This window comes from Arthrobacter sp. D1-29, from assembly GCF_054130585.1.
Genome location: NZ_CP096383.1, coordinates 2,407,530 through 2,422,681 on the forward strand (window position 1 = coordinate 2,407,530; position 15,152 = coordinate 2,422,681).

Below are 15,152 nucleotides of genomic sequence, written 5' to 3' on the forward strand. Positions count from 1 at the left end.
AATTCTCCTCATGACAACACCTACAACCCAAGCTCCGTCAACCGAAGGGGCAGCGCTTCCGCAGACCATGCGTGCGTCCGTCCTCAAGGGCCAAGGGGATATGGCGCTGGAAACCCTTAACGTTCCCGGGCTGGAAGCCGACCAGGTCCTGGTGGAGGTGGCCGCCGTCGGCGTCTGCGGCAGCGATGTCCACTACTACGAGCACGGCCGCATCGGCGACTACATCGTGGATCATCCGCTGATCCTCGGCCACGAACTCTCCGGCCGGATCGCCGCCGTCGGCAACGCTGTGGACCCTGCCCGCATCGGCCAGCGCGTCGCCGTCGAGCCTCAACGTCCCTGCCGGAAATGCAAGCAGTGCAAAGCCGGCCGGTACAACCTCTGCCCGGACATCGAGTTCTACGCGACTCCGCCGATCGACGGCGCGTTCGCTGAATACGTCACCATCCAATCCGACTTCGCCTACGACATCCCGGACAGCGTCAGTGATGAAGCCGCCGCGCTCATCGAGCCGCTCTCCGTCGGGCTGTGGGCCTGCGAACGGGCCGGAATCCGCCCCGGCAGCCGTGTGCTTATCGCCGGCGCAGGCCCCATCGGCATCATTGCCGCCCAGGCCGCCCGGGCCTTCGGCGCCACGGAAATCTATATTTCCGACATCGCCGAAGACCGCCTCGCGTTCGCCCTGCAGCACGGGGCAACGCATACGCTCAACGCTCGAACCGACAGCGTGGAAGGGCTCGACGTCGACGCGTTCATTGACGCCTCCGGCGCACCCCAAGCTGTCCGTTCAGGCATTGAGGCCGTGGCCCCCGCCGGGAGAGTCATCCTCGTCGGTCTGGGGGCGGACGACGTCGAGCTTCCCGTGTCCTTTATCCAGAACCGGGAAATCTGGCTCTCCGGCGTCTTCCGCTACACGAACACCTGGCCGCTGGCCATTCAGCTGCTGGCAGACGGCAAGGTGGACCTGGACGTCCTGGTCACCGGCAAGTTCACTCTTGCCGAATCAGAAGAAGCGCTCAAAGCGGGCAAACAGGCCGGCCAGCTCAAGGCTGTCGTCTACCCGGGCCGCTGACCCCCAGCATCACCAGCCGTATCAAGCACCGATCTGCGAGGAAGCAGCCATGTCATCACAAGGGAATGGTTATCAACCACAGCTCTCCGACGGCAAAGCCCTGGTAACCGTCATCGGCGAATCACTCGTCGACATCATTGACGATCCGCGCCAAGGAAACACCGCACGCGAGACCCATCCGGGCGGCAGCCCCCTGAACGTGGCCGTAGGCTGCGCCCGCCTGGGCCTTCAAACCAAACTCGTCACGCACTTCGCCGAGGACCCGTACGGCCAGCTGATCGCCGAGCATCTGGAAAACAACGGTGTCGAAAGCATCGTGGGCGGATCCCAACCCACGTCAACGGCACTGGCGACTTTGGATGGCACGGGAGCCGCCCGGTACACCTTCGGCGTCAACTGGGACATCAACGGGGCCTCCATCGCCGCCCTGGCAGCAGTGGAAAGCTCCGTTCACGTCCACACTGGATCCATCGCCACGGTTCTGCCCCCGGGCAGCACATCTGTGATGGGCCTGATCGAAGAGGCTAGCCAGCACGCCACCATCAGCTTTGACCCCAACTGCAGGCCGGCAATCAGCCCAGACAAGGCCGCCGCCCGGAAACAGGCAGAGGCTTTCGTTGCCTCCAGCGACATCGTCAAAGCCAGCGACGAGGACCTGCGCTGGCTTTACCCCGATAGGACCCTGGAGGAATCGATGAACGCTTGGCTGGCCCTGGGGCCTGCCATGGTCGCATTGACCCGCGGCGCCAACGGACCCGTCCTCCTCAGCCGGTCCGGCAGGGCTGACATCCCTGGTGAAGCGGTCAGCGTAACGGACACCGTCGGAGCCGGAGACTCCTTCATGGCGGCGCTGATTTCCGGGCTCGCGCAGCTCGACGCACTCGGAGCAGCAGCCCGGCAGCGCCTCCACGGGATTACCCAGGACCAGCTTGACGGCTTGGCCCGCTACGCAAAGAGGGCAGCCGGCATCACCTGCACCCGACCGGGCGCCAACCCACCGGAACTGGCCGACCTCGGTCCGCTGACCATCCCGTCGTCCACCTTCGAAGCGTAGGCACCCCATGCCAATCCTGAGTAACTACACCTTGCACGACGTTCCCGGCCCGGTCAGCCCACCAAGCTACAACAGGTCAAAGTTGACGGAGGGCATCGTCCATTTCGGAGTGGGCGGGTTTCACCGCGCCCACCAGGCCATGTACCTGGACCGGCTCATGAATGCCGGAAAAGCCCTGGACTGGGCCATCTGCGGTGTCGGTGTCCTACCCGGCGACGCCCGGATGAAGAAGGTGATGGACAACCAGGACTGCCTTTACACCCTCACTGTGAAGCATGCCGATGGCACCCGACAGGCCAGAATTATTGGCTCCATCGTCAACTACCTCTTCGCCCCGGACAACCCCGAAGCGGTGATTGCGAAGATGGCCTCGCCCGCCATCCGTATCGTCTCACTTACTGTCACCGAAGGCGGCTACAACTTCCACCACGTCACCGGAGAATTCAACGCGGATAACCCCGACGTCGTCCACGACCTTCAACCGGGGGCTTCACCTCGGACAACTTTTGGTCTCATCACAGCAGCCCTCGCCCGCCGAAGGCAGCGCGGCCTGGCTCCCTTCACCATCTTGTCCTGCGACAACATCCAGGGCAACGGCGACGTTGCCCGCAAGATGTTTACAGCCTTTGCTTCACTCAAGGACCCCGAACTCGGCGCATGGGTAAGGGGAAATGTCCCTTTTCCCAACAGCATGGTCGATCGCATTACCCCCGCCACCACCGGCGAAGACCGCCTGACGGCATCCCGGGAATATGGCCTTGAGGACGCCTGGCCGGTGGTGTGCGAACCATTCGAGCAATGGGTCCTCGAAGACCATTTCAACCTCGGGCGCCCGCCGTTGGAGGACGCCGGCGTCCAACTCGTGACCGACGTAGGGCCGTATGAGCTCATGAAGCTCCGCCTCCTCAACGCCAGCCATCAAGGCATGTGTTACTTTGGCCACCTCGCCGGCTACACCTACGCCCACCAAGCCGCCCAGGACCCGCTGTTTGCCCGGTTCCTGCTGGATTACATGAACCTGGAAGGCACCCCCACGCTGAAGCCCGTGCCGGGAATAGACCTCGACAGCTACAAGCAAACTCTGATCGACCGCTTCTCCAATGAGCACATCCGGGACACCCTCGCCCGCCTGTGCGCCGAAAGTTCCGACCGCATCCCCAAATGGCTGCTGCCTGTCATCCACTCCAACCTGGAAGGGGGCGGGGAGGTTCAACGCTCCGCCGCCATCGTGGCCAGCTGGGCGCGTTACGCCGAAGGTGTTGATGAGCAGGGAAACAGCATTGACGTCGTCGACCGGCTCAAGGAACCGCTGATGGCAGCTGCGGCCCGCCAGCGCCGGGAGCCCTTGGCGTTCCTCGCCAACCACCAGATCTTCGGCGACCTGATCGACAACGAGCTGTTCGTCCAGGCCTACACCGAAGCGCTGAACCAACTGCACGACGGCGGGGCCAGGGCCACGCTGGAGTCTCTTATCTCCCAGCCCTAAACGGGACACCATCGGTTCCTGCCGGACGACGAGGAAGAGAACACCAATGAGCCACGGTCCCTTGAGGAGAACCCAAGGGACCTGCGCTGTCAGCACCCGAGCCATGCAGGAGAGCCCTAGGGGGTGCGCTTCTCCCTGGACGTTCCCGTCTTAGGTGCGCTGTGCTCAGCGACGTCCTCAGCAGCGAGCCGCTCACTGAGCTGCGCCTCCACAGCCTCGCTGACCTGGCCTGCAAAGTGCTCCTGGTAATGCTCCTGAACGGAGTCATGCACGGAGTCCTGAACCTGTTCGGTGACGTGGGCAGTCATCTGGTCGCGGGCAAGCTTGCGTTGGGCTCTCATCAGGATGGCGTGTTCCCGATGGAAAGCCTTGGCTGTGGAAATGCACATCAGAACGATGACCACACTGAAAGGCACTGCCGTCAGAATGGCCGCCGTTTGGATTGCTTGCAAACCGTTGGACAGGAGTAGTGCGATGGCAACGGCGGCGGCTGACAGTGCCCAGAAGACTCGCAACCAGTTCTTCGGCTCCACATCGCCTCCGGTGGAAATCATGCCCATCACCAGTGAGCCGGAGTCTGCCGAGGTGATGAAGAAGATGGCTATCAGGAGGATGGCGCCCACCGTCAGGACCGCTCCGCCGGGAAGGCTGCCCAGGAGGTTGAACAGTGCGCCCTCGGTATCCACACTGCCGTCTTGACTGATTAGGCCCCCGCCGCCGAACAGTTCGCGGTGGATCGCCGCGCCGCCCAGGACGGAGAACCATAGGAATCCGACGGTGGTAGGCACCAGCAGGACGCCGGCAACGAACTGCCGGACGGTGCGGCCCTTTGAAATGCGGGCAATAAAGATGCCGACGAAAGGTGCCCAAGAGATCCACCAGCCCCAGTAGAAGGTGGTCCAGGCTGCTTGCCAGGCTTCACCCTCCGCACCAGAGAAGGCCAAGGTGTTGAACGTGAGGCCTACGACGTTCTGCAGGTAATGGCCGATGGACTGCACGAACTCTCGCAGCAGGAACAGTGTGGGGCCCGTGAACAGCACCACGAGCATCAGCAATGCGGCCAGGACCAGGTTGGTGTTGGACAGCCACTTCATGCCCCTGGCCACACCTGACACCACGGAAACGATGGTCAATGTGATGATGGAGAGGATCAGGCCGATCTGCGTCATAGTGGTGGCCTGAACGATGTTAACCTGCTCCAGACCGGCAGAAATCTGCAGGACGCCGAGACCCAGTGAGGCAGCTACGCCAAAGAGCGTACCCACCAGGGCGACAACGTCGATCAGGTTGCCCCACGCGCCGGCTACACGCCTGTGGCCCAAAAGCGGTTCCAAGGCCCACCGAATGGAGATGGGGTGGTTCTTGCGATGCACGGCGTAGGCAATGGATACCCCCACCACAACGTAGATGGCCCACGCGTGCAGACCCCAGTGGAGGTACGTCTGCGTCATCGCCTGCTGGGCGAGCTCCAGAGGTGAACCTTCCACACCCGGACGGGGAGAGGCGAAGTGGTTCAGGGGCTCGGCCACACCGAAGAAGACCAGGCCAATCCCCATGCCGGCAGCGAACAGGAGGGCGAACCAGGACATAACGGAGAACTCGGGTTCATCCTCGTCTTTGCCGAGTTTGATGTTGCCGTAGTGGCCGAGGCCGATCCAAAGCGCGAATGCTACGAAGAGGGCAATCACTGCGACGTAGTACCAGCCGAACCATCTGATGACGTTGTCCTGGATCGCGCCGAAGAGGCCTGTGGCGGCGGCCGGGTAGATCGTGGCGAAGAGGACGAACACGATGATGGTGGCGGCTGCGGGCCAGAAGACCCATCGGGCGAGCTTTTGGTTGCCGTCTCGCGGCTGGTTGCCCGCCCTTGCTTTGGGGGCAGGCGGAAGGTTCCCCGGTGGTTCCTTGATGGTCCTCATGCCTGGTGTGGCCGGCATTCCCGGTGCCTCCTTACGCGCTTGTCGCGCTTAGATTACTCTAGCTAAATTCTTCTGCTGTCTGTCCGATGTGCAGCCCGCAGGTTTACTGGGTGCTCTTCACCAGGGCAAGGCGGACTGTGTAGCGCTGTGTCGAACCATTAACTGGATGCGCGGAGAGCTTGGGCGTACTTTTCGACGCGCTCGAGTATCCCGGCATCGTGGGGACCCCACTCCGGGTGCGGAGTGCCGGGCCCGGCGTAGGGTTCATCCCGGTAGTGGCGCTGGTACTCGGCAAGTTTTTGTTCAAGCTCGGCACGGATTTCCGCATACCCGGGGTCCTGGGCTACGTTCCGGATCTCGGTGGGGTCGTTGCGGAGGTCGTACAGTTCCCACTCGGCTTCGAATTCACGCACGGAGGCGCCGGGGACGCCGAGACCTCCGCCGTAGTATCGGATGAGCTTGTAGTCGGCGGTGCGGATGCCGTAGTGGCCTGGTGCTGCATGGATGGGGTCGTCGTGTTCCCAGTACCGGTAGTAAGCGGCATCCGGCCAGTCGTCGACTTCCTCTCCGCGCAGGAGGGGCCGGAAGCTGCGGCCCTGCGACGTCGGAAGCGCGTCCGTTGAGCCGATGCCGCAGATGTCCAGGAACGTGGCGGCGAAATCGACGTTGGTGATGATTGCTTCACAGCGGCTGCCGGCGGCGATTTCGGCTGGCCATCTCATCAGCATGGGCATCTGCAGGGACTGATCAAACATCAGCCGCTTATCGAACCAGCCGTGGTCCCCGAGGAAGAACCCCTGGTCCGAGGTGTAGACCACCAATGTGTTCTCAGCGAGTCCGCGTTGCTCGAGGTGGTCCAGCAGACGGCCGACGTTGTCATCGATGGACTGAACGCACTGCAGGTAGTCGCGCATGTAAATCTGGTACTTCCACCGCATCCGCGCTTCCCGGTTCTCGGGCCCCCGCAACTCTTCCGGGACCTCTGTCTTGAGGTCGTCGGCGCCCATATCGTCCGCGATGGTCATATGTACGCCGCGCACGGCCTGGCTGCGGGTGGCGTAATCATCGAAGAAGGTCTCCGGCTCCGGGATCTGCCCGTCCGCGTAGAGGTGCTTGTGCTTCTCGTCGGGAATCCATGGGCGGTGCGGTGCCTTGTGATGGACCAGCATGCAGAACGGTTCCTCGCCGTCCAGCCCATCCAGCCAGTCGATGGACAGGTCCGTGACGATGTCTGTCGCGTACCCGGGCATGGTCGCACTGCCGCTCTCATCGATCATTTCCGGATCGACGTAGTCGCCCTGCCCGGGAAAGATCTTCCATGCATCAAACCCCCGGGGCAGAGCTTTCCCATGCTCTCCGAGATGCCACTTCCCGAACAGGGCGGTCTTGTAGCCGTTCGCCTGCAGCACATCCACGAAAGTGGGCACCCGATAATCCATCTCCGTCCAGATCGATGACACGCCATTGATGTGGCTGTAGGTCCCGGTGAGGATGCTTGCCCGCGACGGGCTGCAGATCGAGTTGGTGCAGTACACCGAGTCCAGACGCATGCCGCCCTCGGCGATGCGGTCCAGATGCGGGGTCGAATTTACGCGGCTCCCGTAGGCCGAGATGGCATGTGCGGCATGGTCGTCGGACATGATGAAGATGATGTTCGTCTTCGACATTTTCTTCCTTTCAGTGTGCGTATTCTCCTTTTGAGATTCACACGTTGACCGTTGAATGAGGAGCGAAACGCCTGGGCTGGCTTAGCGGCCGTGCTGCCTAGCGGGAAACTGTGCAAAGACCTAGATCCATGTCGGGGCCGCTGGAGCGGTACCGTGTACTGCGCCCGGGCCGGTGGCCGTGACGCCGTGCGAGCCGCGGCCTGCGGCCCATGCGACGACGGCGGGCAGCGGCCCGGTGATGATCGTCGGGTGGGCGGCGCTGGTATCGCCGAACGTGAGGCCACTCCCGCGCCCGGCATCATCCACCCTGACCAGCAGTCCGGTGTCGGTGCTGCGGGTGGCCCAGGCGCTGGTGATGTCTTTGAGGAGTCTGGTGAGGACGGGTTCGGGGATGTCGGCGAAGGTGGCGCCGTTGTCCAGGTCGACGGCGTGGATCCAGACTTCGCGGGTGCGCATCCATACTGTTTCGCTTGCCGGGACGATCCGGCCCTGGGCGGTTTTGACCTTGTGGTGCCAGGCGTCAGCGGGGAGGTCGCGCCATTCGACGTTCAGGTGCACGGCGGAGTGGTCAAAGAGGTTCCGCAGCGCGATCGGGGACAGGGTGGCACCGAACGCGATCTCTTGGTTGCGGGCTTCCGGGGAGGCATACATGGGGGTTTCGATCCCGGTGGCCGCCCATTCGATGAGCCGGGCCAGGGCGCGGGCGTTGTAGCCGATGTGCGCGGTGAGGTGGCGGCGGGTCCAGCCCGGCAGCAGCGAGGGCCCATCAAGGTCCGCGTCAGAGAGCTCGTTGAGTTTCCGGGCGAAAAACGCGGTCCCGCGGCGGGCCTGAAGGAGCCCCTCCAGCAGGACCGGGTCCGTGGTTTGATCGGTGCGGGCAACCATCAAACTTCCTTGACCACGCGGTTTTTCAGTTGTCCCAGGCCTTCGATGGTGGTGACCAGGACTTGGCCTTCCTGCAGGTATTTTTTGGGGTCTTGGGCGTGGCCGACGCCGCCGGGGGTGCCGGTGGCGATCACGTCGCCGGGGTTCAGGGTGATGATGGTGGAAATGTAGGAGACCAGGAACTCAGGGGTGAAGACCAGGTCCGAGGTGGGGGTGCTCTGCTGGATGTCCCCGTCGACGGCGGAGGTCATCAGCGGGCCGGGGGTGAATTCGTCCTGGGTGACCAGGGCCGGGCCGAACGGGGTGGACTTTTCCCAGGTTTTGCCTTGGAGCCATTGGACGGTGCGGAACTGGTAATCGCGCATGGAGATGTCGTTCAGGACCGCGTAGCCGGCGATGTGGTTCGCGGCGTCGGCCTCGGGGATGCGGCGGCCGGTTTTGCCGATGATGAGGGCGAGTTCAGCTTCCCAGTCCACCGCGTCTGATTCCTGCGGCAGCGCCAGGTCATCGTTGGGCCCGATCAGGGACTCGGCGTACTTGGCGAACAGGGTGGGGTATTCGGGGACTTCCCGGCCCATTTCCTTGATGTGGTTGCGGTAGTTATGGCCCACGCAGATGATTTTCCCGGGGGAGGGCACGACGGCGGCGAGGTCCGCGCCGTCGAGCGCGTGGGTTGCGCCGTTGGCGGCTTTGGCCGTGGTTTCCCAGGCGGGGTCCTGCAGCAGGGCTCCGACGTCGGCGAACCCTTCGATCTCGGTGAGGGTGTCGCCGTCCTGGCGGACCGCCACAGTACTGGTTGTTTTGGTGCTGGCGCCGTTGCTGCCGTTTTCGGTGCGGAGGGTGAGGAGTCTCATTACTTGGTGCGTCCTTCGATGTAGGTGCGGTTGAAGCTCAGGCGCTCAAAAATGGGGGCGTCACTGAAACGGAACAAATCAAAGCCGGCGCCGGCCGGTGTCTCGGACTGCGGGTCGGCCTGCAGCGACCAGGCTGCCCAGGACGGGACCACAAACAGGTCGCCCTTGGCCAGCTGCCTTGTTTCGCCGTTCAGGGTCACGGAACCGGTGCCTTCGAAGACCTGCCAGACGCTGGAACCAACCTCGCGGACGGTATCGGTCAGGGCTCCGGCGCGGAGCCGGTGGAACTCAGCCCTGATGGTAGGCATCACGTCCCCGCCGGTGGTCGGGTTCGTGAAGCGGACGGCGGCATGGCCCTGGGACACGGTGGCCGGGTGGCCCTCGTCTTCCAGGAGCAGCTGCTCGGCCAGTGCCCTGTCAGTGTGTTCCCAGCGGTAGGCGGCGATCGGGGAGCTGGTGGTGTCATCCAGGCCGGAGAGCGGGCGCAGGCCCGGGTGGGCCCAGAGCCGCTCCGAGCGGGAGATGTCAGGAGTGGCCTCGTCGGTGACGCGTTCGGTGCCGAACTCAAAGAAGCCGGCGTCAGCGTAGTGCACAAACGGGATGTCCAGGCCGTCAATCCAGGCCATCGGCTGATCCGTGTCGTTATGGTGGCCGTGGAAGTTCCAGCCCGGCGTGAGCAGGAAATCGCCGCGTGACATCCGGACCGGATCACCGTTGACCACGGTCCAGACGCCCTCGCCCTCCACCACAAAGCGGAAAGCGTTCTGCGAGTGGCGGTGCTCCGGTGCCGTTTCGCGGGCGCCAAGGTACTGGATGGCGGCCCACAGCGTGGGCGTGGCGTAGGGGGTACCAGCCAGGCCCGGGTTGGCCAGGGCAATAGCACGGCGCTCCCCGCCCCGGCCCACGGGCACCAGATCACCGGCACGGGCAGCCAGCGGATACAAATCGTCCCACCGCCAGACGTGCGGCACCGCCTTCGGCGACGGGACCATGGGCATCAGGTCCGCGATCTCGGTCCACAACGGAATCAGGTTCTCCTTATCAAAGTCCCGGTACAGCTGCTCCAGCTGGGCAGCCTCCTCCGGTGTGGGCTCCGGAACAGAGTGCCCTGCGGCAACCGATTCATGCGTCGGGTTCTCAGACATGTCATTCCTTTATGTTGGCTGCTGGTTAGGGAAGAAGTTCTGGCCGCCGGTGACAGCTAGTTACATGGTGATGGGGACCTCATCGCTTGGTTCAAAGCCGAGGCGCCAGGCGCGGACCCACAGTCTTGCGCCCTTTTCTGCTGTGAGGGGACTGCTGTACAGGTTCCAGCGGCGTCCGTCATTCTGTGGAGCTCCGCTAACCTGCTCCAACGGGCTGCCAGCTATCATCCAGTCGCCGGGCGGGTCGAACGTCCAACCGATTGATGCCCCTGCCGTGGAGCATTTGGCTTCTAAGCCCTCTGGGGTCCGAAAAACATGGGGGGTGTCCGTGGGACGCAGCTTTCCCCCGGGCCTCCATTGTTCGATCAATTCAGGCTCACGCACCAGCCCCAGGTCTCCATAGCGGTCCTGCCACGCTAAGAGTGCCGAGCGCAGCCGTTGAAGGACGGCGGTATGAGCAGCGTCCGTCGCCAGGTTGACCGTCTCATGCGGATCGGCAATGAGGTCGTACAGCTCTTCCTGAGGTCGTCCAGCTGCCACGACGCTGCGCTGGAGTTCCGTTAGCCTGTTTGGTAGCGTGCCGATGCCCAGCTGGTTGGCCTCCTCCGCGGCCAACTCCCGGAATTCGGCCCACGTTTCCAGGTGATCCGGGTACTGGGTATGCTGCATTCCAGAACGGTCCGGGTGGTAGTGCCGGATATATCGGTAGCGGGCGTCCCTGACGGTCCGGGATGTGTCCTCGGACTCGTCCATACGGTCCCTGCTGCCAAATACAAAGTCGTTCTGCTGCTCGGAGAATTCCCCATTGCCGTTAAAGAGGGGAATGCCGTGCATGTGCGCAGGGATGGGAAGGCCGCAAGCCTTGAGCATGGTGGGGGCGAGGTCCATTGTATGGACGAGCTCCGTCCGGACTGTCTCCGGAGGAATCGCGCCGGGCCACCGTACGATTAACGGTTCCCTTAGCCCGGCTTCGTTCGGCCATCGTTTGGCCCGGGGCATGCCGCGGCCGTGATCGCTCCAGAACACCACGATGGTGGATTCGGCCAGCCCGTCCTCTTCCAGCTGGGCCAAAATGTCACCAACCCAGTGGTCCATCTCGGTGATGAGGTCGCTGTACCTGGCCCATGCGCGCCGGAACACAGGAGTGTCCGGGTAGTACGGCGGCAAGGGTGCTTCATCGGGGTGATGCCTGGCTTCCGACCCGACGTTCCGCGTGGTCTCCGCGAAGAGCTCCTCGTCCAGGTAGATCCGGGATTCATGGGTGGTCAAGCCGTGGAAGGCGGCAAAGAACGGAGTATCGGGGTGAGGACGGTTTCGCCAGTGCGCGGTGCTGCTGCAGTCGTCGAACGTTGTGGGCGGCGTGACCACCTGGAAGTCAGTGAAGACGTTGTTGGTGCAGTAGTAACCGGCTTGTCTGAAGTACTCGGGCAGGAGCCGGACTTCCGGCGGCGGCACCGCTTTGGTACGCATGTGCATTGTGCCGATGGCCGTAGGAAAGCAACCGGTTATGATCGCAGAACGGGCCGGGGCACAGACAGGAGCGGACGCAAAAGCGTTGTCAAACCGGGCACCCTCTGCGGCGAGACGGTCGAGGTTCGGTGTCGTGGCATATTCTGCTCCTGCCCAAACCCCCTGATAGCACCCCAGGTCTGGATTTATGTCATGTGTCGAAATCCAGACGATGTTCGGCAATTTCAACGAATGCTCCTTGTCTGCTTTTTCACATCATGCACTTCATCCCTCGGTGGCGGCCGGAACAGTCGGGCTCGTGCGAACATAGCTGTTCCAGAAAGCATCCAGCGTGCCAGCCAGGTCCACGTCAGGGTTAATGGCCCATTCCGCCTGCAGCCCGTCGGAGAGTGCCAGAAGCATACGGGCGATCACCCTCGGGTCAGCGTCGGGGCTGAACGTCCCGGCCTTTTGGCGCTTTTCGATGTCCCGGCTTATCCGGGCGTGGACCACCAGGTCCCGGTCCCGGAAATAGTCATGGCAGGGATGCTCAGGGTTAACGGCCGCTGCCTGGAGGCTGACGTACAGCTGCACGAGGCCTGGGACCTCCATGTTGTGATGTGCCAGCTGGATAATCAGCGGAAGTTGAGTGATGTCGGCTGGGCTGAAATGCTGCCTGTCCACTTCGTCACGTTTTCTCAGCACCTCGGCCAGGAGGTTTTCCTTGGTGTCGAAGTGGTGGAGCAGCCCGGCCTGGGTCATGCCCGCCTGATCTGCGATGTCGCGGAGCGAAGTGGCGGTGTAGCCCTTTTTGCTGATAACTTCCAGGGCTGTTTCAAGGATTAGTTCCCGTGCTGCCCTGCCTTTCGCGTAGGTTCCACGCCTCCGGGGAGGCACTTCGGTGTTTGCGGCCATATTAAAGCTCCAATCCGAACCCGTACTCGTACAGCGGGTCCTTTGTGTCTCCAGGAACGTCAGGTCGGGAGGCTACCACGGCAGCCTCCGAGCGGGGGAGCTGGAACGGCAGGCGGCCTTCAGGCGGAACAGTGCTGGTGAGTGCCTGGAGGACAGCGGTGTCGGATGCGCCGTACACGGCCGCTATGGCGGCGCAGCTCGGTTCCAGTGGGGTCAATACTGCGGGGCGGTCCAAGTGCGGGACAAGAATGACCGGGAGGACCGCAGCCAGCTGCTGGACTCTGTTAGTGGTCTCGCTGTCGAATTCCAGGCTTCCTGCGTGGAAGCTGGCTTCCAGCATGTAGGTGTCGCGGAATTCAAAGGGGGCCGCTACCCGAACAATTGCCACATCAGCATCGGCGGGATCTGCGGCTGGGATGAGACCGGCTTCGGTAAGTGCGTCCGGGCCTAGCTCCTCCGAAAATACGCGGAGACCGGACGCCAGCGGCAAGAGAGCCGAGCCGTCGCTTATTTCGTTCTTCAGGACTGTCACGGAGCGGGCCTGGGCCCGCTGGCCCGCCGCCACATATTCGGGCAGGCCGGTCCGTTCTTCAGCCTGTGCCTCGTCAATGTACGGGTTGTCGAACAAGCCCAGTTCGAACTTCACCTTCAACAGCCGGCGGACCGAAGTGTCGATCAGCGCTTCGCTCAGCCGGCCGTCCCGGACCAGCGCTACCACTAGCTCGGGGCATTCTTCGCCGCCGAACTGGTCGCAGCCGGCTTCGATAATTTTCAGGACGCGTTCCGTTTCGGAGAGGTGTTCCACGCCCCAGGCGCGCGGCGGGAGTTGGCGTCCAAAGAGACGGGATTCGGTGACCAGGCCCCAGTCGGTGCATACAACGCCCTGGTAGCCCAGTTTTTCCCGCAGGAGTCCGGTGATGATCTGCCGGTTGTACCCGAAGCCGACTTCTTCGACAGGTTCGCCGTCCAGTTCCAGGCCGATGGGCATGCCGTAGTAGGGCATGATGGCCGTTACGCCGTGGGCGATGATGCGCTTAAAGGGCTCAAGGTGATGCTCGAACATGCCCCCGGGGTAGACCTGTTCGCGCCCATAGGGGAAGTGCGGGTCTTCGCCGTCCCGTTGCGGGCCGCCGCCGGGGAAGTGTTTGGCCATGCAGGCGACGCTGCCGGCGCCCAAAGGCTGGTCTTCGAATCCGTCCAGGTAGGCCAGGGCGAGGCGGGCGACAAGGTCATTGTCCTGGCCGAAAGTGCTGTATTGGCGTGCCCACCGGGGTTCGGTGGCGAGGTCGAGGGTGGGGTGGAGGGCGGCGCGGATACCGATCGCGGTGTATTCGGCTCTGGCGATGGCTGCGAATTCGCGGACCAGCTGTTCGTCCCTCACGGCGGCGAGGCCGAGCGGCTCGGGCCAGGCGGAGAAGTACGCGGCGGTGAAGGATGCGCCCCAGTTTTCGATGAAGGAGTGGCGGGGGTCCGTGGACAGTGTCACCGGGATCCCGTGCGGGCTGGAGCTGGTGGCCATGCGCTGGAGTTCGTTCACCCAACGGGCTGCGAGTTTTGGCTCGGGCACGAAGTGGAGATTGAGGTGGTTGATGTACTTGTCGGCGACGACTTGCCGAACAGTGGCCTGGCTTGGCCGCGGGCTCTCGTCTCCGAGCTTTCCGTTCTCAGCGGCGCTGACCACTGTTTGGAACATCAGTCCGGCCTTTTCCTCGAGGGAGAGTCTGCCCAGGAGGTCCTCAACCCGGTCGGCTGCGGGCAGTTTCGGGTTTTCGTAGGGGTCCATGATGCCGTTGCCGTTGAGGTCCCGAAAGACAGTTCCCTCGGCAGTGCGCTGGAATTCCGGCTCCAGATCAACGCTCATGCTGCCTGCTCCGCGGTTGCGGTGACGAGTTGGCGGCGTGCTTCGCGGCGTTCGCGTTGCTGGGCGGGGTGGGGGACAGGAGCGGACATGAACAGCCTTTGCGTGTAGGGGTGGACTGGTTGGGAGGTGACCTGGGCAGCGCGGCCCTGCTCCACGATGTGTCCCTTGTACAGGACGATGACGTTGTGGCTGATGTGGCGGATCACGCTGAGATCGTGGGAGACGAAGAGGTAGGCCACTTTGGTGGCTTCCTGGATCTCGACCAGCAGGTCCAGGACCGTGGCCTGGGTGGTGAGGTCCAGTGCGGAGACGGGTTCATCGCAGACAATGAGGCGTGGCTTGACGGCGATGGCGCGGGCGATGGCGATGCGTTGCCGCTGTCCGCCGGAAAACTCACGCGGGAGCCGGCCACCTGAGTTGGCCGGAAGGTGGACCCGGTCCAGGAGCCCGCGGACGCGTTCGAGGGAGTCTTTTTTGCTGTTGCCCTGGATGGTGAGCGGCTCGGAGAGGATGTCTTCCACTGTCATCGACGGATTCATGGACGTATACGGGTCCTGGAACACCACCTGGATGTCCCGGCTCAGGGCCCGCCTCTCCCCGCGTCCGGCGTGGGTGATGTCTTTGCCGTCGAACAGGATGCGCCCAGCGGAGGGTTTGACCAGGCCAAGGATCGCCCTGCCTATAGTGGTTTTTCCTGAGCCGGATTCGCCGACCAGGCCCAGGGTTTCGCCTTCGCGGATGGTGAAGGAAATGTCCTCAAGGGCCTTGAAGGCCGGCTTACGCCCGTGGCCGGGGTATTCCACGGCGAGGTTCTCGACTTCCAGGAGCCGGTTCGTGTTCGTCAT

General features: G+C 63.3%; 12 protein-coding genes. 3 read left to right on the forward strand and 9 right to left on the reverse strand.

Translation table 11 applies throughout. The features are described from left to right. The first annotated feature begins 10 nt into the window (after positions 1-10). From M1E17_RS10880 to M1E17_RS10890, 3 genes are read left to right on the forward strand one after another with little or no spacing between them, the layout of a single operon-like run. On the forward strand, positions 11-1,072 hold the full coding sequence (locus M1E17_RS10880) for an NAD(P)-dependent alcohol dehydrogenase (protein ID WP_457967325.1): 1,062 nt from the start codon (positions 11-13) through the stop codon (positions 1,070-1,072). A 49-nt stretch (positions 1,073-1,121) separates the two neighbouring features. Continuing rightward, entirely contained in the window at positions 1,122-2,126 is a 1,005-nt protein-coding gene (locus M1E17_RS10885) for a carbohydrate kinase family protein (protein WP_457967327.1), read from the forward strand. Between the two features lie 7 nt (positions 2,127-2,133). Continuing rightward, the gene (locus tag M1E17_RS10890; RefSeq protein ID WP_457967329.1) at positions 2,134-3,612 is read left to right on the forward strand and encodes a mannitol dehydrogenase family protein; all 1,479 of its coding nucleotides are present in this window, start codon (positions 2,134-2,136) and stop codon (positions 3,610-3,612) included. Positions 3,613-3,728: 116 nt separating this feature from the next. Here M1E17_RS10890 and M1E17_RS10895 read toward each other — a convergent pair whose 3' ends face one another. The 9 genes from M1E17_RS10895 to M1E17_RS10935 form a co-directional block, all read right to left on the reverse strand. After that, positions 3,729-5,549, reverse strand: a complete 1,821-nt coding sequence (locus M1E17_RS10895; RefSeq protein WP_457967331.1) for a BCCT family transporter — start codon at positions 5,547-5,549, stop codon at positions 3,729-3,731. 140 nt (positions 5,550-5,689) lie between these two features. Next, positions 5,690-7,198: a sulfatase family protein gene (locus tag M1E17_RS10900; RefSeq protein WP_457967333.1), complete on the reverse strand. Its 1,509-nt coding sequence runs from the start codon at positions 7,196-7,198 to the stop codon at positions 5,690-5,692. A 120-nt stretch (positions 7,199-7,318) separates the two neighbouring features. After that, positions 7,319-8,083 carry a maleylpyruvate isomerase family mycothiol-dependent enzyme gene (locus tag M1E17_RS10905; protein ID WP_457967335.1) on the reverse strand — a complete coding sequence of 255 codons (765 nt, stop codon included), beginning with the start codon at positions 8,081-8,083 and terminating at the stop codon, positions 7,319-7,321. Then, complete coding sequence (locus M1E17_RS10910; RefSeq protein WP_457967337.1) at positions 8,083-8,937, reverse strand: fumarylacetoacetate hydrolase family protein; 855 nt, start codon at positions 8,935-8,937, stop codon at positions 8,083-8,085. The genes M1E17_RS10905 and M1E17_RS10910 overlap by 1 nt, the downstream gene beginning before the upstream one ends. Further along, complete coding sequence (locus tag M1E17_RS10915) at positions 8,937-10,082, reverse strand: cupin domain-containing protein (protein ID WP_457967338.1); 1,146 nt, start codon at positions 10,080-10,082, stop codon at positions 8,937-8,939. Before M1E17_RS10915 ends, M1E17_RS10910 begins: the two co-directional genes overlap by 1 nt. Before the next feature lie 60 nt (positions 10,083-10,142). Further along, a complete protein-coding gene (locus tag M1E17_RS10920; protein WP_457967340.1) occupies positions 10,143-11,780 on the reverse strand; it encodes a sulfatase family protein in 1,638 nt (545 codons plus the stop codon). A 36-nt stretch (positions 11,781-11,816) separates the two neighbouring features. Then, on the reverse strand, positions 11,817-12,446 hold the full coding sequence (locus M1E17_RS10925) for a TetR/AcrR family transcriptional regulator (protein ID WP_457967342.1): 630 nt from the start codon (positions 12,444-12,446) through the stop codon (positions 11,817-11,819). Position 12,447: 1 nt separating this feature from the next. Beyond that, positions 12,448-14,307 carry a glycoside hydrolase family 3 N-terminal domain-containing protein gene (locus tag M1E17_RS10930; protein WP_457967344.1) on the reverse strand — a complete coding sequence of 620 codons (1,860 nt, stop codon included), beginning with the start codon at positions 14,305-14,307 and terminating at the stop codon, positions 12,448-12,450. After that, positions 14,304-15,152: an ATP-binding cassette domain-containing protein gene (locus M1E17_RS10935; protein ID WP_457967346.1), complete on the reverse strand. Its 849-nt coding sequence runs from the start codon at positions 15,150-15,152 to the stop codon at positions 14,304-14,306. Before M1E17_RS10935 ends, M1E17_RS10930 begins: the two co-directional genes overlap by 4 nt.